Annotated in this window: 23 protein-coding genes; 6 read left to right on the plus strand and 17 right to left on the minus strand. The window is 62.2% G+C overall.

Annotation, left to right across the window (positions count from 1 at the left end):
• Positions 1-14: 14 nt before the first annotated feature.
• The 6 genes from AD659_RS10495 to AD659_RS10520 form a co-directional block, all read right to left on the minus strand.
• A complete protein-coding gene (locus tag AD659_RS10495; protein ID WP_053120864.1) occupies positions 15-1,130 on the minus strand; it encodes an NAD(P)/FAD-dependent oxidoreductase in 1,116 nt (371 codons plus the stop codon).
• Positions 1,127-2,482, minus strand: a complete 1,356-nt coding sequence (locus AD659_RS10500; RefSeq protein WP_053120867.1) for an FAD/NAD(P)-dependent oxidoreductase — start codon at positions 2,480-2,482, stop codon at positions 1,127-1,129. The genes AD659_RS10495 and AD659_RS10500 overlap by 4 nt, the downstream gene beginning before the upstream one ends.
• Before the next feature lie 228 nt (positions 2,483-2,710).
• Positions 2,711-3,001, minus strand: a complete 291-nt coding sequence (locus AD659_RS10505; protein WP_053120869.1) for a (2Fe-2S)-binding protein — start codon at positions 2,999-3,001, stop codon at positions 2,711-2,713.
• A gap of 7 nt (positions 3,002-3,008) precedes the next feature.
• Positions 3,009-3,803, minus strand: a complete 795-nt coding sequence (locus tag AD659_RS10510) for an ABC transporter permease (protein ID WP_053120871.1) — start codon at positions 3,801-3,803, stop codon at positions 3,009-3,011.
• A gap of 6 nt (positions 3,804-3,809) precedes the next feature.
• Positions 3,810-4,679, minus strand: coding sequence for an ABC transporter permease (locus AD659_RS10515; RefSeq protein ID WP_053120873.1), 870 nt, complete (start codon positions 4,677-4,679; stop codon positions 3,810-3,812).
• The gene (locus tag AD659_RS10520; protein ID WP_053120875.1) at positions 4,676-5,701 is read right to left on the minus strand and encodes an ABC transporter ATP-binding protein; all 1,026 of its coding nucleotides are present in this window, start codon (positions 5,699-5,701) and stop codon (positions 4,676-4,678) included. The genes AD659_RS10515 and AD659_RS10520 overlap by 4 nt, the downstream gene beginning before the upstream one ends.
• Positions 5,702-5,948: 247 nt before the next feature.
• On the opposite strand from AD659_RS10520, the gene AD659_RS10525 reads away from it, so the two are divergent.
• On the plus strand, positions 5,949-6,785 hold the full coding sequence (locus AD659_RS10525; RefSeq protein ID WP_053120877.1) for an IclR family transcriptional regulator: 837 nt from the start codon (positions 5,949-5,951) through the stop codon (positions 6,783-6,785).
• A 140-nt stretch (positions 6,786-6,925) separates the two neighbouring features.
• Here the strand turns inward: AD659_RS10525 and AD659_RS10530 are convergent, their stop codons facing one another.
• Together AD659_RS10530 and AD659_RS10535 are read right to left on the minus strand one after the other, a co-directional pair.
• Entirely contained in the window at positions 6,926-7,678 is a 753-nt protein-coding gene (locus AD659_RS10530) for an anti-sigma factor family protein (protein WP_053120879.1), read from the minus strand.
• A complete protein-coding gene (locus tag AD659_RS10535; RefSeq protein ID WP_053120880.1) occupies positions 7,675-8,181 on the minus strand; it encodes a sigma-70 family RNA polymerase sigma factor in 507 nt (168 codons plus the stop codon). Before AD659_RS10535 ends, AD659_RS10530 begins: the two co-directional genes overlap by 4 nt.
• Positions 8,182-8,349: 168 nt before the next feature.
• Between AD659_RS10535 and AD659_RS10540 the strand changes: the two genes are divergently transcribed.
• A complete protein-coding gene (locus AD659_RS10540; RefSeq protein WP_053120882.1) occupies positions 8,350-9,432 on the plus strand; it encodes a catalase family peroxidase in 1,083 nt (360 codons plus the stop codon).
• Complete coding sequence (locus tag AD659_RS10545) at positions 9,429-9,965, plus strand: cytochrome b (RefSeq protein WP_053120885.1); 537 nt, start codon at positions 9,429-9,431, stop codon at positions 9,963-9,965. Before AD659_RS10540 ends, AD659_RS10545 begins: the two co-directional genes overlap by 4 nt.
• Before the next feature lie 211 nt (positions 9,966-10,176).
• Here AD659_RS10545 and AD659_RS10550 read toward each other — a convergent pair whose 3' ends face one another.
• A complete protein-coding gene (locus tag AD659_RS10550; protein WP_053120887.1) occupies positions 10,177-11,328 on the minus strand; it encodes a M14 family metallopeptidase in 1,152 nt (383 codons plus the stop codon).
• A gap of 494 nt (positions 11,329-11,822) precedes the next feature.
• On the minus strand, positions 11,823-12,164 hold the full coding sequence (locus AD659_RS10555) for a DUF6124 family protein (protein ID WP_053120889.1): 342 nt from the start codon (positions 12,162-12,164) through the stop codon (positions 11,823-11,825).
• A gap of 130 nt (positions 12,165-12,294) precedes the next feature.
• On the opposite strand from AD659_RS10555, the gene AD659_RS10560 reads away from it, so the two are divergent.
• A complete protein-coding gene (locus AD659_RS10560; protein ID WP_053120892.1) occupies positions 12,295-12,942 on the plus strand; it encodes a LexA family protein in 648 nt (215 codons plus the stop codon).
• Positions 12,943-12,971: 29 nt separating this feature from the next.
• Here the strand turns inward: AD659_RS10560 and AD659_RS10565 are convergent, their stop codons facing one another.
• From AD659_RS10565 to AD659_RS10580, 4 genes are read right to left on the minus strand one after another with little or no spacing between them, the layout of a single operon-like run.
• Positions 12,972-14,921 (minus strand): acetyl/propionyl/methylcrotonyl-CoA carboxylase subunit alpha, encoded by a 1,950-nt coding sequence (locus AD659_RS10565; RefSeq protein WP_053120893.1) that lies wholly within the window; start codon positions 14,919-14,921, stop codon positions 12,972-12,974.
• A complete protein-coding gene (locus AD659_RS10570) occupies positions 14,918-15,736 on the minus strand; it encodes a gamma-carboxygeranoyl-CoA hydratase (protein ID WP_053121363.1) in 819 nt (272 codons plus the stop codon). The genes AD659_RS10565 and AD659_RS10570 overlap by 4 nt, the downstream gene beginning before the upstream one ends.
• Before the next feature lie 13 nt (positions 15,737-15,749).
• Complete coding sequence (locus tag AD659_RS10575; protein WP_053120895.1) at positions 15,750-17,357, minus strand: carboxyl transferase domain-containing protein; 1,608 nt, start codon at positions 17,355-17,357, stop codon at positions 15,750-15,752.
• Between the two features lie 11 nt (positions 17,358-17,368).
• Positions 17,369-18,532, minus strand: coding sequence for an isovaleryl-CoA dehydrogenase (locus AD659_RS10580; protein WP_053120897.1), 1,164 nt, complete (start codon positions 18,530-18,532; stop codon positions 17,369-17,371).
• Between the two features lie 372 nt (positions 18,533-18,904).
• Between AD659_RS10580 and AD659_RS10585 the strand changes: the two genes are divergently transcribed.
• The gene (locus AD659_RS10585; protein WP_053120899.1) at positions 18,905-20,602 is read left to right on the plus strand and encodes an AMP-binding protein; all 1,698 of its coding nucleotides are present in this window, start codon (positions 18,905-18,907) and stop codon (positions 20,600-20,602) included.
• Positions 20,603-21,255: 653 nt separating this feature from the next.
• On the opposite strand, the gene AD659_RS10590 is transcribed toward AD659_RS10585, so the two are convergent.
• From AD659_RS10590 to AD659_RS10600, 3 genes are all read right to left on the minus strand, one after another.
• Positions 21,256-22,155, minus strand: a complete 900-nt coding sequence (locus AD659_RS10590; protein ID WP_053120901.1) for a hydroxymethylglutaryl-CoA lyase — start codon at positions 22,153-22,155, stop codon at positions 21,256-21,258.
• A gap of 156 nt (positions 22,156-22,311) precedes the next feature.
• Positions 22,312-22,713, minus strand: a complete 402-nt coding sequence (locus AD659_RS10595; protein ID WP_053120903.1) for a MerR family transcriptional regulator — start codon at positions 22,711-22,713, stop codon at positions 22,312-22,314.
• Positions 22,714-22,905: 192 nt separating this feature from the next.
• Entirely contained in the window at positions 22,906-23,835 is a 930-nt protein-coding gene (locus AD659_RS10600; protein WP_053120905.1) for a LysR family transcriptional regulator, read from the minus strand.
• A 177-nt stretch (positions 23,836-24,012) separates the two neighbouring features.
• On the opposite strand from AD659_RS10600, the gene AD659_RS10605 reads away from it, so the two are divergent.
• Complete coding sequence (locus AD659_RS10605) at positions 24,013-25,242, plus strand: acyl-CoA dehydrogenase (RefSeq protein ID WP_053120907.1); 1,230 nt, start codon at positions 24,013-24,015, stop codon at positions 25,240-25,242.
• Positions 25,243-25,329: the final 87 nt, after the last annotated feature.

Below are 25,329 nucleotides of genomic sequence, written 5' to 3' on the forward strand. Positions count from 1 at the left end.
GCGACCTTCCTCTATCAAGCAACGGAGATGGAGTGAAACCGGGTGATGGAAAACGCATCCAGCGGCGTGGTCGAAGCCCCGCGGCAGATGATCTCGGTGAGCGCCTGGCCCACCGCCGGGCCGATCTGGAAGCCCGCGCCGGCAAAACCGAACGCATGCAACAGACCGGGTTGGGTGCTGCTGTGGCCGATCACTGGCTGGCGATCGGGTAGGTAACCTTCGGTGCCGCTCCAGGTACGAATCGCCTGGGCGCCCTCCAAAAACGGGTAGAGTTCGACAGCCTGGCGCAGGATTTCCAGCACCGCGTTCTGGCCGGGCCGGGCGCGAGCGGTGTCCAACGCAAACCCTTGACCGCCCCCCAGCACGCAATTGCCGCGCGAGACCTGGCGGGCATAGATACCGCCGCCCTCGACGCCGGTGCTGGCGTCCATGACCAGGGGCAAGGGTTCGGTGACCAGCATCGCCGGGTGCCCGGCGTGCATCGGCACCGCTTCGCCGAATTGCGCGGCGAACTGGCTGGCCCAGGCTCCGGCGCAATTGAGCAGCCAGGGCGCGTGGAATGTCAGGCCCGTTGCGGTGTGCACGACAAAGCGCTGGCCGTCGTGCTCGACGCGGCTGACGGCGCATTGTTCGTGGACTTGCGCACCCTGCCGGCGCGCGGCCTGGGCGAAAGCTGGCGATACCAGGCGCGGATTGGCATGGCCGTCTTCCGGGCACAGTGACGCGCCGACCGCGACGGCGCCGACCCACGGAAAGCGCGCGCGCAGGGCCGTGCGATCGAGCAGTTGCAAATCCAGGCCAAAGCCTTGGCTGGCGGCGGCGTAGTCGTGCAGCGCTTGCAGGTCTGCGGTGCTGCGGGCCAGCTTCAGATGGCCGCTGCGCTGGTACTCGCCATCGATGCCGATCAACTGGGGCAACTGGCGCCAGATTTCATGGGCCCGTTGTGACAAGGGCAGTTGCGACAGCGGTCGGCCTTGGCGACGCACACCGCCGTAGTTCACGCCGCTGGAGTGCGAGCCGCAGAAGTCGCGTTCCAGCAGCGCCACCCGGCGTCCGGCCTGGCTCAGGAACAACGCGGCCGAGGCGCCGACGATGCCGCCGCCAATGATCACCGCATCGACTTCGATCATGGCTCGACCTCCAGGCCGAACGGCACGGGTTTGATCGGCGCCTGGGCCCGCAGGCGACCGATGCTGGAGACGGCGCGGCCACTCTCGCAGGCAATGATTTCCGCGGCAGCGGCACCGCACATGCGTCCCTGGCAGCGGCCCATGCCGACCCGACAATGGGCCTTGACCCGATTGATCTCCCAATGGCCTTCGCCCACCACGCGGCGGATGTCGCCAGCGCTGACTTCTTCGCAGCGGCAGATCATCAAGTTGTCGGCCGCGTCGGTGGCCCATGTTTCAGGAAAGACAAACGCACGCTCCAGGCCTTCGCGGAACCGGCCGATGCGTTCAAGGGCTTGCTCCAGGTGCGTGCAACGTTGCGGGTCGGTCGCGTAGCCGAGGTCTTCGAGCAAGGCCAGGGCCGCCCGTTCACCGGCCATTTCCGCCGCGTCGGCGCCCATGATGCCGGCGCCGTCACCGGCCAGGTAGATTTCTGGCACGCTGCTGCGCCCGGCGCGGTCCCGTTGGGGCAGCCAGGCGCGATTGAGCGCGTTCCAGGCAAATTCGCAGCCCAACAGATCGGCCAATTGGGTTTCGCTGCGCAAGCCATGGGCGAAGGCCACTGCGTCACAGTCGAGGGTGTGCGCGCCGCTTGCGTTGCGCCAGTGCAGCGACTGTACCCGGCGTTCCCCGTCGAGACGCGTCAGATTCGCGCCTTGATGCACGGCGATGCCGCGGGCCGTCAGCCAGGCGCGGTAATAGAGGCCTTTGGCGAGGGTGGCCGGTTGTGCCAGCAGGCCGGGCAGGGCACGGACCTGGGCGCTGAAGGGCGAACTGTCGAGGACCGCGACCACATTGGCGCCGGCCCGGGCGTATTGATAGGCCACCAGATACAGCAAGGGACCGCTGCCGGCGAAGACCACTCGTTCGCCGATGGCGCAACCCTGGAACTTCAGGGCAATCTGCGCCGCGCCCAGGCTGTACACCCCGGGCAGGGTCCATCCCGGTACGGGCAGGACGCGGTCGGTGGCGCCGGTTGCGACGATCAGGCTGGCGTACTCGAGGCGGTCGGCACGGCCTTCATGCAGGGTATCGAGCAGACCGGCCTCGGCGTTCCACACCAGGGTGTCGGGGCGGTAGTCGAGCTGTGCGCGCAATGCGTCGAGCGTCTGGTGGATGGCGTTGGCCTTGTGCGCTTCGAAGCCATAGAGCTTGCTCGGCGAGCGCTTGAAATGGGCCGGTTGGCGCCGGTAGATCTGCCCGCCACCGCGGGCGGCTTCGTCCAGCAGGATTGGATACAAACCGTGGGCGACCAGAGTCTGCGCGGCACGGATACCGGCGGGGCCGGCGCCGATGATGGCTATCGGTTTCATCGCCACCTCATTGGCCGGGCCGGGGGATTTGTGCTGCGGTCGAGGCCGTCATCGCGAGCCTGCTCGCGATGAGGCCGTGCCAGTCGACATTGTGGCTGCCTGACCCACCGCGATCGCGAGCAGGCTCGCTCCCACATTGAGTCGGTTGTGGAGGCTGGTTTTGTGCACGCCGCAGTCCCCCTGTGGGAGCGAGCCTGCTCGCGATGAGGCCGCGTCTGTCGACAATGTTCATACCTGGCGCCCCGGTTCGCGGCTGATGTGTTGTCCGGCTTCGAGCAACGTCGAGCAAGCGCGGACGCGGCGGCCGTCGCCCAGGCGCACCCAGCAGTCCTGGCAGGCGCCCATCAGGCAGAAGCCGGCCCGGGGCTCGGCGCTGAAGTCACTGCCGCGCAGGTGTTCGCTGCAGGTCAGCACGGCGGTCAGCAGCGTGTCGCCCAGCAGGCCGGTGGCAGGCTGGCCGTCGAGGATATAGTCCAGGGCCGGGCGGTCGCCTTCGGCCAGTCGTTTCAGCAGTGCCATGACGCCCTCATTGTTTACCTACCAGGACCCGATCCAGGCCATAGACCCGGTCGAGCAGAATCATGGTCAGCGCGGTGAGCCCGATGACCAGCGCCGACACCGCCGCCATCATCGGGTCGATGGATTCGGTGGCGTATACGTACATGCGCACCGGCAAGGTTTGCGTGGCTGGCGAGGTGACAAAGATCGACAGCGTGACCTCATCGAAACTGTTGATGAACGCCAGCAGCCAGCCCCCGGCCACCCCCGGCAGGATCATCGGCAAGGTGATTTGCCGAAACAGCGTGAAGCGCCCGGCGCCCAACGATTGCGCGGCCTGTTCGGCGCTGCGGTCCAGGCCGATGGCCGAGGCCAGCACCAGGCGCAGCACATAGGGGGTGATCACCAGCACATGGGCGAAGATCAGCCAGGCAAAACTGCCGTTCACGCCCATCAGCGCAAACAAGCGCAGCAACGCCACCCCCAGCACCAGGTGCGGAATGATGATCGGCGACAGGAACAGGCCGTTGAAGAAATCCCGCCCCGGGAACTCGAGCCGGGTGATCGCCAGGGCCGCCGGCACCGCAATCAGCGTCGCCAGCGAGGCCGCGCAGAACGCCAGGACCAGGCTGTTGTAGAACGCGTCGACAAAGTCCGCGCGCTCGAACACCGCGCGGAACCAGCGCAGGGAAAAGTCGGTGGTCGGCAGGCTCAGGGTGTTTTCCGGGGTGAAGGCGACGAGGCAGACCACCACCAGCGGCGCCAGCATGAAGACTACGACCAGGGCATGAAATAACAGCGCGAAAGGACCGTTTCTGGACACGACGAATTATCCCAATGAGTTCTTGTAGCGGCCTTCGATCATCCGGTTCCACGACAGCATGATCAGCAGGTTGAGCAGCAGCAGTGCCACGGCAATGGCCGCGCCCATTGGCCAGTTCAGCTCCGACAGGTACTGGTCGTAGATCAGCGTGGCGACCATCTTCAAGCGCCGCCCGCCGAGCAGGCCCGGAATGGCGAAGGAACTGGCGGCGAGGCCGAACACGATCAGCGTGCCGGACAGCACGCCGGGCATGATCTGCGGCAGTACCACCTTGCGGATCACCGTGAACTGGCTCGCCCCCAGGGACAGCGCGGCCTGCTCGGCGGCGGGGTCGAGTTTCTGCAGTGAGGTCCAGACCGGAATGATCATGAATGGCAACATCACATGGACCAGGGCGATGACCACGGCGAACGGCGTGTAGAGCAGCTTCATCGGCGCACCGCCGAAGGCTTGCAGGGCCTGGTTGACCAGACCGTCGGCACCGAGCAAGAGGCTCCAGCCGAACGCTCGCACCACCACTGAAATCAGCAACGGCGTGAGAATCAGGATCAGGAAAATCGAGCGCCACGGCGCGCCCATGCGGCTGAGGATGTACGCTTCGGGTACGCCGATCAGCACGCACAGGAGGGTGGTCAGGGCGCTGATCCAGAGGGTGCGCAAGAAGATTTCGTAGAAGTACGGATCGCCCAACAGGCTGGTGTAGTGCTCGAAGGTGTAGGCGTCGCCGTTGATGCCCGAACTGTAGTCGAAGACGTTGAACGACAGCACCACGGTCAAGCCCAGGGGAATGACCAGCAAGCCCAGGTACAAGGCCAGTGCCGGCGCGGACATCAGGTAGCCTTGCCGACCTCGGCGCATCGCATCGATCAGCGTCATGCCGGCACCTCGTCCGCGCTCAGTACCCGCAGCAGCGCCGGTTCCCAGTCCAGGCTCACCGCCGTGCCTTCGACCAAGGGCGCCGAGCCATCGTTGCGGCGCACCACGCAGAGTTCACCCAGGCTGGTCGAGACGCCGTAAAGCCATTGGCTGCCGAGAAAGAAGCGGCTGACGAGGGTGCCTTGCAGTCGCCCTGTGCCGGCTTCGCACAGGTCGATTTTTTCCGGGCGCAAACTCAGGGTCAGCTCGCCGTCGGCCTGGCTGCAGACTTGAACGACGCCCGCACTGTCGCGTCTGCCGGGCAGCAGGTTGGCTTTGCCGACGAAGCCGGAAATGAACTCAGTGCGCGGGTGCTCGTAAAGGGTATACGGCGCGTCGATCTGGGTGATGCGCCCGGCCTGCATCACCACCACCCGGTCACTGATCGACAGGGCTTCGGATTGGTCGTGGGTCACCATCAGCGTGGTGATCCCGACTTCGCGCTGGATGCGGCGGATTTCGTATTGCATCTCTTCGCGCAAGTTGGCGTCGAGGTTGGACAGCGGCTCGTCGAGCAACAGCACCGGCGGTTCGATCACCAGCGCCCGGGCCAGTGCCACGCGTTGGCGCTGGCCGCCCGAGAGTTCTCGCGGGTAGCGGTCGGCGTGGCGGTCCAGGCGCACCAACTTCAACACCCGGTCCACCCGTTGTTGCAGTTCGGCGTTGGCCACTTTGCGCATGCGCAGGCCGAAGGCGACGTTGTCCTTGACGGTCATGTGGGGAAACAGCGCGTAGCTCTGGAACACCACCCCCAGGCCACGGCTGGCGGGCTTGGCGTGGGTGATGTCGCGACCGTCCAGCAGGATGCGCCCGCTGCTGACTTCGACGAAGCCGGCAATCATCTGCAAAGTCGTGGTCTTGCCGCAGCCGGAAGGCCCCAGCAGCGAGACGAACTCGCCTTTTTCCACCGACAGATGGGTGGCGACCACGGCGTCGATGTCGCCGTAACGTTTGCCAAGTCCTTCAAGTTGCACAAAAGCCATCGCTGCGCTCCACCTGGGATTGTTATGCGTCGCCGCAAGGCGCGCTTTTTTTGTATGGGCAGATACGAAAGGGTGTTGCTGGGGTGCGTTGGCGCTCGACTTCAAGTCGGCTGCCGCTGTTGTTCGAATCGCCCCTGTATGGACGAAGAGTAGGACGAAGAATAGGATGGGCTCAATGGAGTATTTCACTGAAGCGAAGACTATTTTCACTTTCATTCAGTGAATAAATTTAATAATGAGAAACTGAATGAATAATTCCACTAATCGGAATAGTGACAAAGGCGAAGTTGGTGTCGGTGCGGTCTCCCGGTTGTTTGCCGTGTTGCGCAGCCTGGGCGATACCGTCGAAGGCGGCGAGCGGGTGACGCAATTGGCCCAGCGCATCGGCCTGTCCCAACCCACCACGCATCGCTTGCTGCGCAGCCTGATGGACGAGGGCATGGTCGAGCAGGATGCACGCAGCAAACGTTATCGCCTGAGCCTGGAGTTCTTCGCCCTGGCGGCCCGCGCTGGCAACACCGGCAACCTGCGTGAACTGGTGCGTCCGGCCATGCTGCGGTTGTCGGCGTCCCTGGGGGACTCGCTGTTTTTACTGGCCCGCAGTGGTTTCGATGCCATCTGCCTGGACCGCAGCGAGGGGCCGTTTCCGATCCGCACGTTCACCGGCGACATCGGTGGCCGCGTGGCGTTGGGCGTGGGGCAGGGCAGCCTGGCGATCCTGGCGTTCCTGCCGGAAGAGGAGCGCGACACGGTGATTCAATACAACCTGCCGCGGCTCAAGGACTTCCATTTGTACGACGAAGTTTTCCTGCGCACGGAAGTGGAGAACGTGCGCACGCTGGGCTACGCCGGACGCAATACTGGCGTATTGCAGGGCATGGCCGGGGTGGCCGTGCCGATCCTCGACCGTGACGGCCGGGCCGTGGCCGCCTTGAGCGTGGCCACTGTGAGCGACCGCCTGGGGCCTGATCGTCTGCCGACGGTGGTGGACATGCTCAAGCGCGAAGCGGCCCTGATCGGGCCGCGGATCAACCCGTTCGACCCGTTGCTGCGCAGGCCTTCGCAGGTGTTTGGACAGGGGTGAGCACGCTCTCAAGAGCAACTGATGTTCCCTGTGGGAGCGAGCCTGCTCGCGATAGCGGTGTGACAGTGACTTCATCTCTAACTGAACTACGCCATCGCGAGCAGGCTCGCTCCCACAGAGATTTTTCACAGGGTAGGGGGTCAGAAGTTCAGGGTCTGCTTGAGCCGCTGCGTCGTCGGTGTATCACTCGGTATGACCATCGCATAGTTGTAGCCCGGCCCGGACCAGTACTCGGCTTGCAGTTCGCCATCGCGACGACTGCCTCGTGGCAGCAGGAAGTTTTTCGGGCCGGGTGGACGCACATAGAAGCTGATTTTCTGACCGCTCGGGTCCTGATAGACCACCATCGCCGCCGCGCCTTGTTCGGTGCTGAGCAAGCGCCCGCTCACCGGCTTGAATCCGGCGCTGGACAGGTCGGGCAGCCGGTCGGCCTGGGTGAAGTAGCGGTCGAGCCAATCTTGCATGTGTTGCTCGTCGCCAGTCTGGTAATCGGCTGGGAGGATGCCCTGCTGGGCAATCAACCGGTACGCCTGCAGGGCATCGGCCATGGGGGCGGCGGCACTGAGCAGGGTCATTTGTCGCGCCTGCCAGCCACCGAAGCCTCCCACGCTGATGGCCAGCAGCAACACCGCGGCGCTCGCCAGATGGCGGCGGGAGCGATGTTTCAGGCGCTGGCGAATCATGGCTGGGTCGAGGTCCGGGTTGGATGGCTGCTGCATGGCTCCGCTCAGGGCCGTGCGCAGGTGTTGCGCGTCCTGTTGCCAGGCCCGGACCCGGGCGGCGACTTCAGGCTGGTTGGCCAGGTAGGTCTCGACCAGGCGGCGGTCGGCCTCGCTCAGTTGGCGATCGACGTAGGCGTGCAGGTCGCTGTCGCTGGGGGGCATGCTGATCATTTGAGTATCCGCAGGGTGGGGCGGGTGATTTCGCCCTCGCTGAGTTGGCGCAGGGCCTGGCGGGCACGGGACAGGCGGGACATCACCGTGCCGGTCGGCACACCGAGGATGTCGGCGACTTGCTGGTAGCTCAAGCCTTCCACCGACACCCAGAGCAACAGCGCCCGCTGTTCCGTCGTGAGCTGATCGAAGGCTAGCAGGGACGATTGCGCGATCACGCTGCGCTCGGCCGAAGGCTGGGCATCGTCGCGGCCGGTGAAAAACTCCAGCATGCGCGCATAACGCCGGGAACGACGATGGCCGTCGAGAAACTGCCGGTACAGGATCGAAAACAGCCAGGCCCGCAGGTCGCCGTCCGGGCGCTTGTCGTTCCATTTCGACAACGCCCGTTCCAGGCACATCTGCACCAGGTCGTCGGCGTTGCTCGGGTTGCGCGTCAGCGACACGGCAAAACGCCGTAGCCTGGGGATGAGTTCGCGCAACTGTTCGTCGAGTGCGTTCATGAACGTGTGGCTTCTGTGGGCAGTCATTGCGCCGGGACTGGAAAGACGCCCCGCGAACGAGATTATTCCAGTGCAGGAAAAATAAATACGAGGCGTGGGAATAAACCTGGCGGGCCTTCGTCTGACGGGTCCTTTTCAACGAATGGCCTCGCGCCCTGGAGCTTTCTCATGGTTGATCCTTCACCCTCGTCGAGCCGGCCGCCCTTGAGTGCCGCCGCCCTGACACTGCGCCTGAGCGGCATCGCCGTGATTGTTGCCGCGCTGGCCGGAGCGTTTGCCTACGTCAATGGCAGCCTCGACCCCGAGCGTCTGACACCCCAGGCATTGGTCAATGTCCTGGAAAAAAACAACGGCGTTCACCCGGGCTTTCGACGCAACCACTCAAAAGGTGTCTGCGTCGCGGGCTATTTCCAAAGCACGGGCGAGGCCAGCGCTTATTCCAGCGCCCAGGTGTTCTCACTGCCGCAAACGCCGGTGGTCGGGCGTTTCGCCTTGCCCAGTGGCAACCCCTATGCACCGGACGGCAGTGTGCCGATTCGCAGCCTGGCGCTGCGCTTTACCCAGGCCAACGGCCAACAATGGCGCACCGGCATGAACAGCATGCCGGTGTTTCCGGTGGGCACGGTCGAAGCGTTCTACCAATTCCAGCAAGCCCAATCGCCGGACCCCGCCACTGGAAAGCCGAATCCCACGGCCGTGCCGGCATTCTTTGCCGCGCATCCCGAAGCGGTGCCGTTCCTGCAATGGATCAAGACCGCCAAACCGTCGGCCAGCTATGCCACCGAAACCTACAACGGCATCAACGCGTTCTACCTGGTCAACCCCGCCGGGCAGCGCCAGGCTGTGCGCTGGGGCGTGGTGCCGCTGAGCCAGGACGCCGCCGATGCGACGCCGCCCCAGGGCACCGACTTCCTTGAGCAAGACTTGGTGAAGCGCCTCGCCGCCGGGCCGTTGCGTTGGCAATTGAACATCACGCTGGCCAACCCGGGTGACCCGGTGAACGACGCCAGCAAGGCCTGGCCCGCTGACCGCAAGGTGCTCAATGCCGGAACGCTGGTGCTGGAGCGCACCCAGGCGCAGGACAACGGCGAGTGCCGCGACATCAACTATGACCCGCTGATCCTGCCCCAAGGGATAGAAGGATCTGACGATCCGCTGTTGGTCGCGCGTTCTGCCGCCTACGCCAGTTCCTACCTGCGCCGTACCAGCGAAGTGAACCAACTTCCCGCCAAACAGGAGTCCCGCCCATGAGCGCCCCTCGTCACTTTGTACCGTTGGCTCGGCTGCTGCACTGGTTGATGGCGTTAATGATCATCGCCATGCTGTTCATTGGCGCTGGCATGGTCGCCTCGGTGTCCGAACGCCACGAATGGCTGCTGCAGTTGCACAAGCCATTGGGGATTGCGATTTTGCTGCTGGTGATCGTCCGTCTGCTGGTGCGCTTCACCACCCGACAACCGCCGCTGCCGACCGATCTGCCGGGCTGGCAGGTGTTGGCGGCAAACGCCTCCCATGTGCTGTTGTACGCCTTGATGCTGGCTCTGCCGTTGTTGGGCTGGGGCATGATTTCGGCGGCGGGGGACCCGGTGATGCTCGGTGACTCGCTGCAGTTGCCTTCGATCTTGCCCGCCCACGCCCAGACGTTCGCATTGCTGCGCAAGGCCCACGGGTACCTGGCTTATTTGTTGTTCGTGACGGTGCTGGTGCATCTGGCGGCGGCGCTGTTTCACGCGTGGGTGCGCCGGGATGAGGTGTTGGACAGTATGTTGCGTGGCAAGGGCTGATGAACCCGGTGGCGAGGGAGCTTGCTCCCGCTGGGTGGCGTCTGTAGGAGCTGTCGAGCGAAGCGAGGCTGCGATCTTTCCACTGGCGCTTGAATTTCAAGTGAAAGATCAAAAGATCGCAGGCTTCGCCAGCGCCTACAACGCCGAGCGGGAGCAAGCTCCCTCGCCACAGGTGTTCACCTTGGACCAGGGACATGATCAGGTCCTTGGATCAGCGCAACTCGTCAACCATAGCCTCAATGGTGCTCAACACATCCTTGCCCAGTTGCATCGAGCGTTTGCCGGACCAACCGGTGATCGGGTTCGGGTGGTCGTTGTGGTCCTTGAACGGCATTTCCAGAGTCAGGGACAGGCAGTCATATTTCTGCCCGACCGCGTTACAGGCCAGGGTCATGTTGGCCTGGCCCGGTTCGTCGCGGGTGTAGCCATGCGCGGTCTGGAAGTCCTTGGTCTGGTGCTTGAGATGGCTGCGCAAGCGCTCTTCGAGTTCGGCGATGCGCGGCGTGTAGCCCGGGTTGCCTTCGCAACCGGCGGTGAAGACGTGGGGGATTTCCTCGTCGCCGTGGGCATCGAGAAACAGATCGACGCCGTACTTTTCCATTTGCTGCTGGACGAAAAAGACCTCTGGGCTGATTTCCGGGCTGGCGTTCTGCCAGGCACGGTTGAGGTCCTGGCCCATGGCGTTGGTCCGCAGATGCCCATGAAACGCGCCGTCCGGGTTCATGTTCGGCACCAGGTACAGATCGGCCTTGGCGAGCAACCGGTTCAGTTGCGCATCGTCATGCTGCTGGAGGCGTTCGATCACGCCTTCCATGAACCACTCGGCCATGTGCTCACCGGGATGCTGCTGGGCGATGATCCAGACTTTGCGCCGGCCTTCGGCGCCGCTGCCCTTGCGCAGCAGTTGAATGTCACGGCCTTCCACGCTTTTACCGACCGCCAATAGTTCGGTGCCGGCCTTGTGCTGTGCCTGCTCGATCAGCCAGTCGTGACGCCCGCGGCTGTAGGGTTCGAAGTAGGCGAACCAGGCGTGGGGTTGTTCGGCCTCCAGATGAAAGCGCAGGGCGTCGCCTTCAAACTGGGTGGGGATGCGGAACCAATTGACGTGATCGTAGGAGGCAACGGTCTGGTAGCCCGTCCAGGCCTTGTTATAAGACGATTGGCTGGCGTTGAGCAGACGGAAGGAATATTCCTGGCCGACGTGCAAGCCGCTGGCCTTGAAGTGGAACCACTGGAAATGGGCGCTGCGGGTGTCGGGCCTGATCTTGAGCAGCGACTGCAACGGGTTGCTGATGTCGACGACTTCGATGTTGCCGCTGTCGAAATTGGCACTGATATCAAAGGAAGATTTAGCCACGGTCAGGATTCCTGGAAAGGATTTTCATGGCCGTTACTTTACACGCAAGAAAGGGCAAACCGAGACGATTTACGTCACGTAAAAGCGGGGGGCGTCCTCCCTGGACGCGAAGCCAGCTTAGAGAGTCTGCAATTGATTCTCAAGTGCTGGTTGTCGATAGTTTTCGCCTGTGTGGCGGGAGGACGCTTGTAAACAGATATTCATTTGCTATGATCGCCGCCATCGAATTGGCAGCACCCAAAAAGACTTCATTAGCCTGAAGACATAAGCCGAAAAATCGGCAAAAAAAGACCCGGCAAAAAGCCGGGTCAAAAACCGTGATTAGCCTGATGAGGAGATATTCCAGAAGTCCGACCTAAGGTCTTCTGATCTATCGACTGATCTCGCGACCAGCTGATGCAATAATAATCATTATCATTTGGAAGTCAAATGGTTTGATCGCATCGATTGGAAAATTTTTCTTGTCGTCCGCGTTCGCAACGACATTCCCAAGGTTATCCCTAGCGAGTAGGGTAGCCATCCAGGGATCGGTCAAGCATCACCTTGACCAGATCGATCATGTGTACCACCGAAAACGCCAGGTCACGACTCGAGCCATCCAGCTGGTTGGCCGACTCATGGGCGGTCGCCGCAGCACAGCGCAGCAGGTCGCATGCGTGGACAAGGGCTTCTTCGGCGCTGATGCTGTGGTTGACTTCGAAGAAGCGGTGTTCTGTCTGGGCTGGCGAAACACCTGGTTTCAAGTAGTAGTCGAGGGCGCGTTTGGCCGCCGGGCAATCCTGCAGTGAAGGGAAAGTGCCGTCGAAAGGGCTGCTGGGCTGGTCTGTATTGGGGGTGTCCATGGTGATGAAAATCTCCGTGTGAGGGGCTGAACTCCTGAAACCAGAATAGTACTTACCGTAATTGTGACGACAATTTAAATACTACAATTTGTGTTTTGAGGGCCGGGGTCACCCACGTATCGTGCCGCACATGGATAAATGGATAGAGTTGGTCAAGGCCAAGATGAAGGAGCTGCACATCACGCAAGTGGTGCTGGCAGAGCGGTTGGGAATGTCCCAGGGCGGGGTCGGCCATTGGCTGACCAAGCGCCGGCAACCCAGTGTCGAAGACATGAACCGGGTCCTGCGGGAGCTGGGGCTGGAGTTTCTGGAAGTGGCGATGGTGATCCGCGAGCCGGACACCTCCACGGAAGAAGGCATGGCCCTGGCGCGGAAGTACAACCCGTACTTCCGCTACCCGGTCAGTGAGTGGCACGAGGTGGGCGAGGTTCGCGAAGGTGATCCTGATGCCCACGGCCAGGCGCGCTACGAACTGACGGACTACCACGCCCTGGGCGACGCATTCTGGCTGGTGGTGGTGGGCGATGCGATGACCGCACCCAGTGGGTTGAGCATTCCCGAGGGCATGTCGATCCTGGTGGATCCGGCCATCGAGGCGGTGCCCGGCAAACTGGTGGTTGCATGCTTGCCTGGCAGCAGTGATGCGACCTTTCGCAAATTGATCGAAGAGAGCGGGCAGCGTTACCTGGTTCCGCTCAATCCGACTTACCCGAAAAACCTGTACACCGAGCAATGCCGCATCATCGGTGTGGTGGTGCAGGCCACCATCCGGTTCTGACTGGATCGGCCCTGGGAGCGGGCCGATGCCTATTCTTCGAATGCCACCAGGGCGCTGCCTTCGCTGACCATTTCGCCTTCCTGGCAATACAGCGCCTTGATCACGCCAGCCTGGGGCGCACGAATGCTGTGCTCCATTTTCATGGCCTCCAGCACCACCAGTTGAGCCCCGGCCTCCACCGTCTGGCCAACACTCACCAAGACCCGCACGATGCTGCCGTTCATAGGCGCGACGAGGCCGCCATGATGGCTGTGGCTGGCTTCGGCGGCGGCCAGCGGGTCGTACAAGTCGATCCGGTGCAGGTCACCTTCCCATTGCAGATACAGGCTGTTGCCCTGGCGAATGGCTCGATGGCTGCGGCGCAGACCGTGCTGTTCGATCAGCAGTCGCTCGCCCTTGAGTTCCGCGCAACCGGCTGCGATGTCCAGCGTCATCGCGCGATCCTGGCCTTCGCAACTCAGGTGCAAGGTGGTTTCCCTGGGCAGCCCCAGGCGCAGTCCCGTGGTGCTCGCCCACGGTGAGTCGACGTCATCGTCGCGTACGCGCGGGCTCAGGCTCAAGGCGACCCCTTGGGCAGCGGCGAACCAGAACGCGTCATCCAATTCGCCGGGCTCTGGCAGTAATTGCGCCTGGTAACGTGGGATAAATCCGGTGTCCAGTTCCGCCGCCGCGAAGGCGGGGTGAGCCACGATCCGGCGCAGGAAGCCGATGTTGGTTCTCAGCCCGCCAATGGCAAATTCGTCGAGCATGCTCAACAGCCGCAAGCGCGCCTGTTCACGGTCTTCACCCCAGGCGATCAGCTTGCCCAGCATCGGGTCGTAGAACGGCGAGATTTCATCGCCTTCTTCGACCCCGCTGTCGACCCGCCGGCCCGGCCCCTCGGCCGATTCGCGATACAACGCCAGGCGTCCAGTGGCCGGCAGGAAGTCGTTGACCGGGTCTTCGGCATACAGCCGCACTTCGATGGCGTGACCAAGCAGCGGTACTTGCGCTTGAGTGAGCGGCAACGGCTCGCCTTGGGCGACGCGGATCTGCCAGGCCACCAGGTCCAGTCCGGTGATCGCTTCAGTGACCGGATGCTCGACCTGCAAGCGGGTGTTCATTTCCATGAAGAAAAACTCGCCCCGCGCATCCAGCAGGAACTCCACGGTGCCTGCCCCGACATAACCAATCGCCTGGGCCGCGCGCACGGCGGCTTCACCCATGGCCCGGCGCAGTTGCGGGGTCAGGCCGGGGGCGGGGGCTTCTTCTACGACTTTCTGGTGGCGGCGCTGGATCGAGCAGTCGCGCTCGTTGAGGTATAGGCAGTGGCCGTGTTGGTCGGCAAATACCTGGATTTCCACGTGGCGCGGCTTGAGCAGGTATTTTTCCACCAGCATCCGTGAGTCGCCGAACGAGGACTGCGCTTCACGCTGGGCCGAGGCCAGGGCTTCGGCCAGTTGGCTGACGTCCTCGACGACTTTCATGCCCTTGCCGCCACCACCGGCGGTGGCCTTGAGCAAGACCGGGTAGCCGATGCGCTCGGCGGCGTCGCGAAAAGTCTCCAGGTCCTGGGTTTCGCCGTGATAGCCGGGCACCAGTGGCACGCCGGCGGTCTCCATCAACGTCTTGGCCGCCGATTTGCTGCCCATGGCGTCGATGGCCGAGGCCGGTGGACCGAGGAAGATCAGCCCGGCGTTTTCAATCGCCCGGGCGAACCCGGCGTTCTCGGACAGAAAACCATAACCGGGGTGGATGGCTTGGGCGCCGCTGGCTTTCGCCGCGGCGATCAGTTTGTCGATTTGCAGGTAACTGTCGGCGGCTTTGCTGCCGCCCAGGTCGACGCGAATGTCGGCTTCACGGCTGTGGCGGGCATCGCGGTCGGTGGCGCTGTGGACGGCAACGGTGGTCAGGCCCATGGCTTTGGCGGTGCGCATCACGCGGCAGGCGATTTCGCCACGGTTGGCCACCAGCAATGTGGTGAGGGCAGGGGCGCTCATCGACGCGGCTCCTTGTTATTCGATTCGGCTTGCCAGTTTGGCGCGCGTTTTTGCAGGAAGGCCCGCAGGCCTTCCTGGCCCTCCGGGCTGACGCGGATGCGGGCGATGGCGTTTTCGGTGTAGCGCCGCAGTGCCGGGGTCAGGGCGCCGTTGCCGACTTCACGCAGCAGTTCCTTGCTGGCGCGCATGGCCGCCGGGCTGTTGAGCAGCAGGTTATCGATCCACTGTTCGATCTGCTGGTCCAGGGTCTCGGCCGGGTAACTTTCCGACAGCAAACCGATTTCTTTCGCACGTTGCCCATCAAAGCGTTCCGCAGTCAGCGCATAACGACGCGCCGCCCGCTCGCCGATGGCTTGCACCACGAACGGGCTGATCACCGCCGGCGCCAGACCAATGCGCACTTCCGACAGGCAGAACTGCGCTTCATCGGCGCCAATGGCCATGTCGCAAGCGCTGATAAGCCCCAGCGCGCCACCGAACGCCGCACCTTGGACGACCGCCAGCGTGGGAATCTTCAACTTGGCGAGGTTGTACATCAGCTCGGCCAGTTCCCGGGCGTCGTCGAGGTTGGTGTGGTAGTCGAGCTCGGCCGATTGCTGCATCCAGGCCAGGTCGGCGCCGGCGCTGAAATGCTTGCCGCGACCGCGGATCAGCAGGAAGCGCAGGTTTGGATCGCTGCTGACATGGTCCAGGGCGAGAATCAATTCGCGGATCATTTCGGCATTGAACGCGTTGTTTTTCGACTCGCGGCTGAGCCACAGGGTCGCAACGCCCCGTGGGTCGGTGTGCAGTTCGAGGGTGTTGAAGTTATCCATGGTCATTCCCCGTTTACATCCGGAACACGCCGAAGCGGCTCGGTTCGATGGGTGCGTTCAGTGACGCGGACAAGGCCAGGCCCAGTACATCGCGGGTCTGGGCCGGGTCGATGACGCCGTCGTCCCACAGCCGTGCGCTGGAATAATAGGGGTGACCCTGTTCTTCGTATTGATCGAGGATCGGTTGCTTGATCTCGGCTTCCTGCTCGGCGCTGAAGGGCTGGCCACTGCGTTCGGCCTGTTCACGCTTGACCTGCACCAGTACGCCGGCCGCCTGCTCGGCGCCCATCACGCCAATCCGCGCGTTCGGCCACATCCACAGGAACCGCGGATCATAGGCGCGGCCGCACATGCCGTAGTTACCCGCGCCGAAACTGCCACCAATGATCACGGTGAATTTCGGCACCTTGGCGCAGGCCACGGCGGTTACCAGTTTGGCGCCATGCTTGGCGATGCCGCCGGCTTCGTATTTCTGCCCGACCATGAAACCGGTGATGTTTTGCAGGAACAGCAGCGGGATCCCTCGCTGGCAGGCCAGTTCGATGAAGTGCGCGCCTTTCTGCGCGGCCTCGGCGAAGAGGATGCCATTGTTGGCCAGGATTGCGACCGGGTAGCCGTGCAAATGAGCGAAACCGCACACCAGCGTGGTGCCGAACAGCGCCTTGAACTCATCGAACACCGAACCGTCCACCAGGCGCGCGATCACCTCCCGGACATCGAACGGCTGCTTGGCATCGGCCGATACCACGCCGTACAGCTCGTCACTCGCATACAGCGGGGCGATGGGCTGGCGTTGCTGCAGCTCGCCGAGTTTGCGCCAGTTGAGGTTGGCCACGCTGCGCCGGGCCAGGGCCAGGGCATGTTCGTCGTTGTCGGCATAGTGATCCGCTACGCCGGAGACCTTGCAGTGCACATCGGCGCCGCCCAAGTCTTCGGCACTGACCACTTCGCCGGTGGCGGCTTTCACCAGGGGTGGACCGGCGAGGAAAATCGTCGCCTGCTGGCGGACCATGATCGCCTCGTCCGCCATGGCCGGCACATAGGCGCCGCCAGCGGTGCAGGAGCCCATGACCACGGCAATCTGCGGGATGCCCTGGGCACTCATGTTGGCCTGGTTGAAGAAAATCCGGCCGAAGTGCTCGCGGTCCGGGAACACTTCATCCTGGCGCGGCAGGTTGGCGCCGCCGGAATCCACCAGGTAAATGCAGGGAAGGCGATTCTGCTGGGCGATGGTCTGGGCGCGCAGGTGTTTTTTCACCGTCAGCGGATAGTAGGAGCCGCCTTTGACCGTCGCGTCGTTGGCGACAATCATGCATTCGACGCCTTCCACGCGGCCGATGCCGGCAATCACGCCGGCCGCCGGCACGTCTTCGCCATAGACTTCGTGGGCCGCCAGTGGACTGATTTCCAAAAACGGCGAGCCCGGATCCAGCAGTCGATTAATGCGTTCACGGGGCAGCAACTTGCCCCGCGAGGTGTGCCGTTCCTGGGCCTTGGGACCGCCACCTTGGCGAACTTGCGTGAGCAGGGTGCGCAGGGCCTCGACGTGTCCGAGCATCGCCTCGCGGTTGGCGATGAACTCCGGTGAGCGCGGGTTGAGCTGAGTGTGCAGCGTGGCCATGGTCAGCTCCGTTAGCGGGTTTCGTTGAACAGTTCGCGGCCGATCAACATCCGACGAATCTCACTGGTGCCGGCACCGATTTCGTACAGCTTGGCGTCCCGCAGCAGACGACCGGCAGGGAATTCGTTGATATAGCCATTGCCCCCCAGGATCTGGATCGCGTCGAGGGCCATTTGCGTGGCGCGCTCGGCGCTGTAGAGGATCACCCCGGCGGCATCCTTGCGGGTGGTTTCGCCGCGCTCGCAGGCCTGGGCCACCGCATACAGGTAGGCGCGGCTGGCGTTGAGCTGGGTGTACATGTCCGCGACCTTGCCCTGGATCAGTTGGAATTCGCCGATGCTCTGGCCGAATTGCTTGCGGTCGTGGATGTAGGGCACGATCAGGTCCATGCAGGCTTGCATGATCCCGGTCGGGCCGCCGGACAGCACCACGCGCTCGTAGTCGAGGCCGCTCATCAGCACTTTCACGCCACCGTTGAGCGCGCCGAGGATGTTTTCTTCCGGCACTTCAACGTCATCGAAAAACAGCTCGCACGTATTGGAGCCGCGCATACCGAGCTTGTCGAATTTGTTGCTGCGGCTGAAGCCTGTCCAGTCGCGCTCGACGATGAAGGCCGTGATGCCGTGGGGGCCTTTTTCCAGGTCGGTCTTGGCGTAGATCACGTAGGTATTGGCATCGGGACCATTGGTGATCCAGGTCTTGCTGCCGTTGAGGACGTATTTGTCGCCGCGCTTGTCGGCCCGCAGTTTCATCGAAACCACGTCGGAACCGGCGTTCGGTTCGCTCATCGCCAGGGCGCCGATGTGTTCGCCGCTGATCAGTTTAGGCAGGTACTTGGTTTTCTGATCGTGAGTGCCGTTGCGGTTGATCTGGTTCACGCAGAGGTTGGAGTGGGCGCCGTAGGAAAGGGCGACCGAGGCCGAGCCTCGGCTGATTTCTTCCATCGCCACCACGTGGGCCAGGTAGCCCAGACCGGCGCCGCCGTATTCTTCCGGTACGGTGATGCCCAGCAGTCCCATGTCACCGAACTTGCGCCACATGTCGGCAGGAAACAGGTTATCGATATCGATCTGCGCTGCGCGGGGCGCCAGCTCGGCCTTGACGAAGGCCTGTACCTGGTCGCGCAACATGTCGATGGTTTCGCCGAGGGCAAAGTTCAGGGATGGGTAGCTCATGGGACACCTTTGGCTTTTTTATCGGGTGCGGAGAGCAGGGGGCAGCTCTCACCTTTACGTTAACGTAAGCCTGAGATGGAGGGCTGTCAATCACCCTTTACGTTAACGTCAACTTAAGCCAGAGTATGGGTGTTTTGAATCAGCTTTTGTGGCGAGGGAGCTTGCTCCCGCTCGGCTTTTGTAGGAGCTGTCGAAGGCTGCGATCTTTTGATCTTTTGATCTTTTGATCTTTCGCTTGGGACTCAAGTGGCCGGGGAAAGATCGCAGCCTCGTTGCACTCGACAGCTCCTACGCAGCTCCTACGCAGCCACAACGGCATTTGTGCATGAGGTTCCACCGCTATACCCACTAATAAAGACAAGAGGGGGCGTCATGGATCAAGTCGGTTCGCATTCGCAGCTCAGCTATACCCAGGGTTCGCAGGAAAAGGCTTTACTGGCCCAAACCATCGGCGAGGTCTTCGATCAGACCGTGGCCCGTTATCCAGAGGGCGAGGCGTTGGTGGTTCGCCATCAATCCCTGCGTTATACCTGGCAACAACTGGCCGAGGCCGTCGATCTGCATGCCCGGGCCTTGTTGGCGCTGGGCTTGAGAACCGGTGACCGTCTCGGTGTATGGGCGCCCAATTGTGCCCAATGGTGCATTAGTCAGTTCGCCAGTGCGAAGATCGGCGTCATTCTGGTCAACATCAATCCGGCCTATCGCGTCTCTGAACTCGAATACGTGCTCAAACAATCCGGGTGCCAATGGCTGGTGTGTGCCGGGGCGTTCAAGACTTCGGATTACCACGCCATGTTGCAAGCGTTGGCGCCGGAGTTGGCGGAGCAATCGATCGGTCACTTGCGGAGCGAGTGCCTGCCGGATTTGCGCGGTGTGATCAGCCTCGATTCCGAACCGCCATCAGGCTTCCTGCCCTGGTCACAACTGGCCGCCCTGGGGGCGGCAGTGACGCCTGGACAACTGGCTGAGCGTCAATCCAGCCTGCATTTCGATCAGCCGGTGAATATCCAGTACACCTCCGGCACCACCGGCTTTCCCAAAGGCGCCACCCTCAGCCACCACAACATTCTCAACAACGGTTACATGGTTGGCGAAAGCCTGGGCCTGACGGCTGGCGACCGGCTGGTGATCCCTGTGCCGCTCTACCATTGTTTCGGCATGGTCATGGGTAACCTGGGCTGCATGACCCATGGCAGCACCATGATCTACCCTAACGATGCCTTCGACCCCTTGCTGACGCTCAAGGCCGTGGCCGAGGAAAAAGCCACCGCCCTGTATGGCGTGCCCACCATGTTCATCGCCCTGCTGGACCAGCCGCAGCGAGGCGACTTCGACCTGTCCAGCCTGCGCACGGGCATCATGGCCGGGGCCACATGCCCCATCGAGGTGATGCGGCGGGTCATCAACGAAATGCACATGGCCGAAGTACAGATTGCCTACGGCATGACGGAAACCAGCCCGGTGTCGTTGCAGACCGGTCCTACAGACGGGCTGGAACTGCGCGTGACCACCGTTGGCCGCACCCAGCCACACCTGGAAAGCAAGATTATCGATGAGGCAGGCCATGTCGTCCCGCGTGGTGCGGTCGGCGAATTGTGTACCCGCGGCTACAGCGTGATGCTCGGTTACTGGAACAACCCCAAGGGTACCGCCGATGCCATCGACGCGGATGGCTGGATGCACACCGGCGACCTGGCGACCATGGACGAGCAGGGTTACGTCTGCATCGTCGGGCGCAACAAGGACATGATCATCCGTGGCGGGGAGAATATTTACCCGCGCGAGCTGGAGGAGTTCTTCTTCACCCACCCGGCGGTGGCGGATGTGCAGGTGATCGGCATTCCGTGCTCGCGTTATGGCGAAGAAATCGTGGCGTGGATCAAGTTCCATCCTGGCCACAGTGCCACCGAGCAGGACCTGCAAGCCTGGTGCAAGGAGCGCATCGCCCATTTCAAGACGCCGCGTCATTTCAAATTCGTTGAAGAATTCCCGATGACGGTCACTGGCAAGATCCAGAAATTCCGCATGCGCGAAATCAGCATCGAAGAACTGCGCGATAGAGAAGGGTGAGCAAAGTCCCCTGTGGGAGCGAGCTTGCTCGCGAAGGCGTCGGGTCAGCCGCCATTGATGGTGGGTAGTCTGCCGCCATCGCGAGCAAGCTCGCTCCCACAAGAAAACCCAAACCCCAGACAGCACAAAGGGGAGCCGAAGCTCCCCTTTAATTTTGTCGTCGCGTGCTCTTTTTTTATTATTGAGGGGCGGCCTGTTGTTGTTTTTGGCAGCCGTGGCCCTTTACCGCTGTTTTTGGCGATCCCCATCCGGGATCAAGAGCAAACGTATTTTTTTGAGCGCTGATCTGCTTTTTCGCCTAGCGATCCAACCGATTCGGGAGCTACCTGAAGGTAGTTTTATTGTTCTCTGCCCGGTTGCGGGTTGCTCCTGGAAGCACCCTGAAAAGCCCATCTTCTCCAAAAAAATCTGTTAGCTGCGTCTCTGCCGTGTTGTTTTTGTTATGTCAGAGTCGTTTCGTCTTGTTTTTATTGGGTTTGCTGCGTTTTTTTATTCTTGTTATGCCAGAGATATAGCAGATGGCGTGCCAACTTTTAAAAATATATATAAATCAACAAGTTATGATTTTTCCCTGAAAAAGCTGACGAACCAAACCTGACAAATTGTTTCCGTGTTACTCGTTTCGCCGCTGTTACAACCACGGCGGTAACACCTCACTGTGCGTTGCGAGCCTTGGCCACGCGCGAACCGCTGGGGCGGCCGAGCACATCACAAATCTGCCGGCCCGCAGCGATCAGGGCGTCCAGGTCGACACCGGTTTCGATACCCAGGCCATCGAGCAGGTACAGCACGTCTTCGGTGGCGACGTTACCGCTGGCGCCCTTGGCATACGGGCAGCCGCCGAGGCCGGCGATGGAGCTGTCGAACACCGCGATGCCTTCCAGCAGGCTGGCGTACACATTGGCCATGGCCTGGCCGTAGGTGTCGTGGAAATGTCCGGCGAGTTTGTCCCGCGGCACGTCGGCGCCCACCACCTCGAACATCCTGCGTGTCGCGCCAGCGGTGCCGGTGCCAATGGTGTCACCCAGGGAGACTTCGTAGCAGCCCATCGCATACAGCTCCCGAGCGACCCACGCCACCTGCTCAGGTTTGACCGCGCCTTCATACGGGCAGCCCAGCACGCAGGAGACGTAGCCGCGCACGCTGACGCCGTGCTGTTTGGCGGCGTCCATGATCGGCGCGAAGCGCTCCAGGCTTTCCTTGATGGAGCAGTTGATGTTGCGCTGGGAGAACGCTTCGGACGCGGCAGCGAACACCGCCACTTCTTTTACGCCTGCCGCCAGTGCATCTTCGAAACCCCGCAGGTTCGGCGCCAGGGCGCCATAGGTCACACCGGGCTTGCGCTGGATCTGCGCGAACACCTCGGCGGACCCGGCCATTTGCGGCACCCACTTGGGCGAGACGAAACTGCCAACTTCGATGTAGCCCAGGCCGGCGGCGCTCAGGGCATCCACCAGGCGCACCTTGTCGGCGACGCTGATGGGCTGGGCTTCATTCTGCAGCCCGTCGCGGGGGCCGACTTCGATCAAGCGTACAAAGGAGGGGAGGGACATGGGGATTGACCTGTAATGAGTTGCCAAGGATGTTGAGAACGATGATGTCCCCTGTGGGAGCGAGCTTGCTCGCGATGGCGTCGGATCAGTCGCCATTGATATTGGCCGGTCTACCGCTATCGCGAGCAAGCTCGCTCCCACAAGGGGTATGAAGTGTTACTGGGCGATTTCCTCGCCCTTGATTGTCTGCTCCAGTGCCTGGATGCAGCGTTCTTCGGCGGTGTCGAGTTCCAGCTTCATCTGTTCGATGTCCAGCAATTGCTGTTCGAGTTGTTCCCGGCGCTCGGCGATTTTCGCCAGCATGCTGTGCAGCTGTTTCTGATTGCCGCTGGTGGGGTCGTAGAGTTCGATCAGTTCGCGGCACTCGGCCAGGGAAAAACCAATGCGCTTGCCACGCAGGATCAGCTTCAGGCTGACTTTGTCCCGCGGCGAATAAATGCGCTCCTGACCCCGTCGCTCCGGGCTCAACAGGCCTTGTTCTTCATAGAAGCGGATGGCCCGTGTCGTGATATCCAATTCGCGGGCGAGGTCGGAGATGCTGTAGGTCTGGCTGCTCATGGAAGCGCTCGAAACGAAAGGGTTGGCGCTAAGCTAAAGGCAGGTTGACGTGTGCGTCAAGCAATGAGGTTCCGCACTTCAGGCTAAGCACCGGTGGGAGCGAGCCTGCTCGCGATAGCGTCGGGTCAGCCGCTATTGATGTTGGCTGGTCTACCGTTATCGCGAGCAGGCTCGCTCCCACAGTTTGATCGGCTAAACCTTATCGAGCTTCTTCTCATAGGCCGTCACCTGCTGGCACAGCTCGATCATCTGCTCGCGCATCCAGCGGTTGGCCGGGTCCTGGTCGGTGCTTTCGTGCCAGTAGAGGTGGGTTTCCACCGGTGGCACGTCGTTGACCGGCAGCAGGAAGGCGTGCAAATCGTGACGCCGGGCAAAGCGCTCGGGGACGGTCATGACCATGTCGGTCTGCTGCAGCACCTGGGAGGCCATCAGGTAATGCTGGGAGCGCAGGGCGATCTTGCGCTGGATGCCCATCTTGCCGAGTGCCAGGTCGACATAACCCAGCCCGTTGCGGCGGCTGGAAATATGCACGTGGGTCTGGGCCAGGTAATCGTCGAGGCTGATTTTTTCCTTGCCCGCCAGGGGATGGCCCTTGCGCATGGCGCACACGTAGCGATCTTCCATCAACTTGACGTGGCGCACTTGCGGGTCGGTGTTGAGCGGCGCGTCCACGGCGAAGTCGAGGCGGCCGGCGGCCAGTTCCTTGGTGGTTTCACGGCGCTTGGACAGGAAGCTCTCGATCGCCACGGTCGGTGCCAGGCGGCGCAGGCGCTGGAACAGCAGCGGCAGGATCACGCCTTCGGTGAGGTCGGTCATGCTGATGCGGTAGGTCTTGACCGCCTGCAACGGGTTGAAGATCCGGCTTTCCTGCACCGACACCCGCAGCAGCGACAAGGCGTTGCGCACTGGGCCGATGATGTTCTGGGCCATGGGCGTCGGCACCATGCCTTGGGCGGTGCGTACGAAGAGCGGGTCGTTGAAGGTCTCGCGCAGACGTGCCAGGGCATTGGACACGGCTGGCTGAGTGATGCCGACGATCTGCCCGGCGCGGGTCAGGTTGGCTTCGGTGTAGATCGCATCGAAGACAATGAAAAGGTTGAGGTCGACCTTGCTCAGATTCATGGCGCTGCACTCTTGTTCTTGGGCTTGTTGTGAGGTGCCGGGTGGCGATGCGAATCAGTGAAACATATATCGGTGATGAATGTTAATACACGCCGAGAATAGGTTAGGTAAATTTTCGTAGCTGAACTAGCATCGATTTCATGACCTAAAACAACCTCTGCCAAGAAGGTGCTGCTCATGGATTTTGCCTATTCCCCCAAGGTTCAGGAACTGCGTGAACGCGTCACGGCGTTCATGGATGCCTACGTCTACCCGGCCGAAGCGGTGTTCGAACGGCAAGTGGCCGAGGGCGACCGCTGGCAACCCACGGCCATCATGGAAGAGCTCAAGGCCAAGGCCAAGGCAGAAGGCCTATGGAACCTGTTCCTGCCAGAGTCCGAGCTGGGCGCCGGCCTGACCAACCTGGAATACGCACCGCTGGCAGAGATCATGGGGCGCTCGTTGCTGGGGCCTGAGCCGTTCAACTGCTCGGCACCGGACACCGGCAACATGGAAGTGCTGGTGCGCTACGCCAATGAAGAACAAAAGCAACGCTGGCTCGAACCGCTGCTGCGCGGCGAGATTCGCTCGGCCTTCGCCATGACCGAGCCGGACGTGGCCTCTTCGGACGCCACCAACATGGCCGCCCGTGCCGAGCGCGATGGCGATCAGTGGGTGATCAACGGCAAGAAGTGGTGGACTTCAGGGGCATGCGATCCGCGCTGCAAGATCCTGATTTTCATGGGCCTGAGCAATCCGGATGCGCCACGTCATGCCCAGCACTCGATGATCCTGGTGCCGGTGGACACCCCCGGGGTCAAGATCGTCCGGCCGCTGCCGGTGTTCGGCTACGACGATGCGCCTCACGGCCATGCCGAAGTGCTGTTCGATAACGTGCGGGTGCCGTACGAAAACGTCTTGCTGGGTGAAGGACGCGGCTTTGAAATTGCCCAGGGTCGCCTTGGGCCGGGCCGGATTCACCACTGCATGCGTTCCATCGGCATGGCCGAGCGCGCCTTGGAGTTGATGTGCAAGCGGGCCGTCAGCCGCACCGCTTTCGGCCAGCCGTTGGCGCGCCTGGGCGGTAACATCGACAAGATCGCCGACTCGCGGATGGAAATCGACATGGCGCGCCTGCTGACGTTGAAGGCGGCGTACATGATGGACACGGTCGGCAATAAAGTGGCGAAGAGCGAAATCGCCCAGATCAAGGTCGTCGCGCCGAACGTGGCCTTGAAGGTCATCGACCGGGCGATCCAGATCCACGGTGGCGCCGGGGTTTCCAACGATTTCCCGCTGGCCTACATGTACGCCATGCAACGCACCCTGCGCCTGGCCGATGGCCCGGATGAAGTCCACCGTGCCGCGATTGGCAAGTTCGAGATCGGTAAGTACGTGCCCAAGGAGATGTTGCGCAGCGGGCGCTGAAGGTTCTTTACGCTGGCACCGCCATCGCGAGCAAGCTCGCTCCCACAATGTTTATTGGCGGAACGCAGCATTGGCGTTCACCGCAAG

This window comes from Pseudomonas thivervalensis, assembly GCF_001269655.1.
GTDB lineage: Bacteria > Pseudomonadota > Gammaproteobacteria > Pseudomonadales > Pseudomonadaceae > Aquipseudomonas > Aquipseudomonas thivervalensis.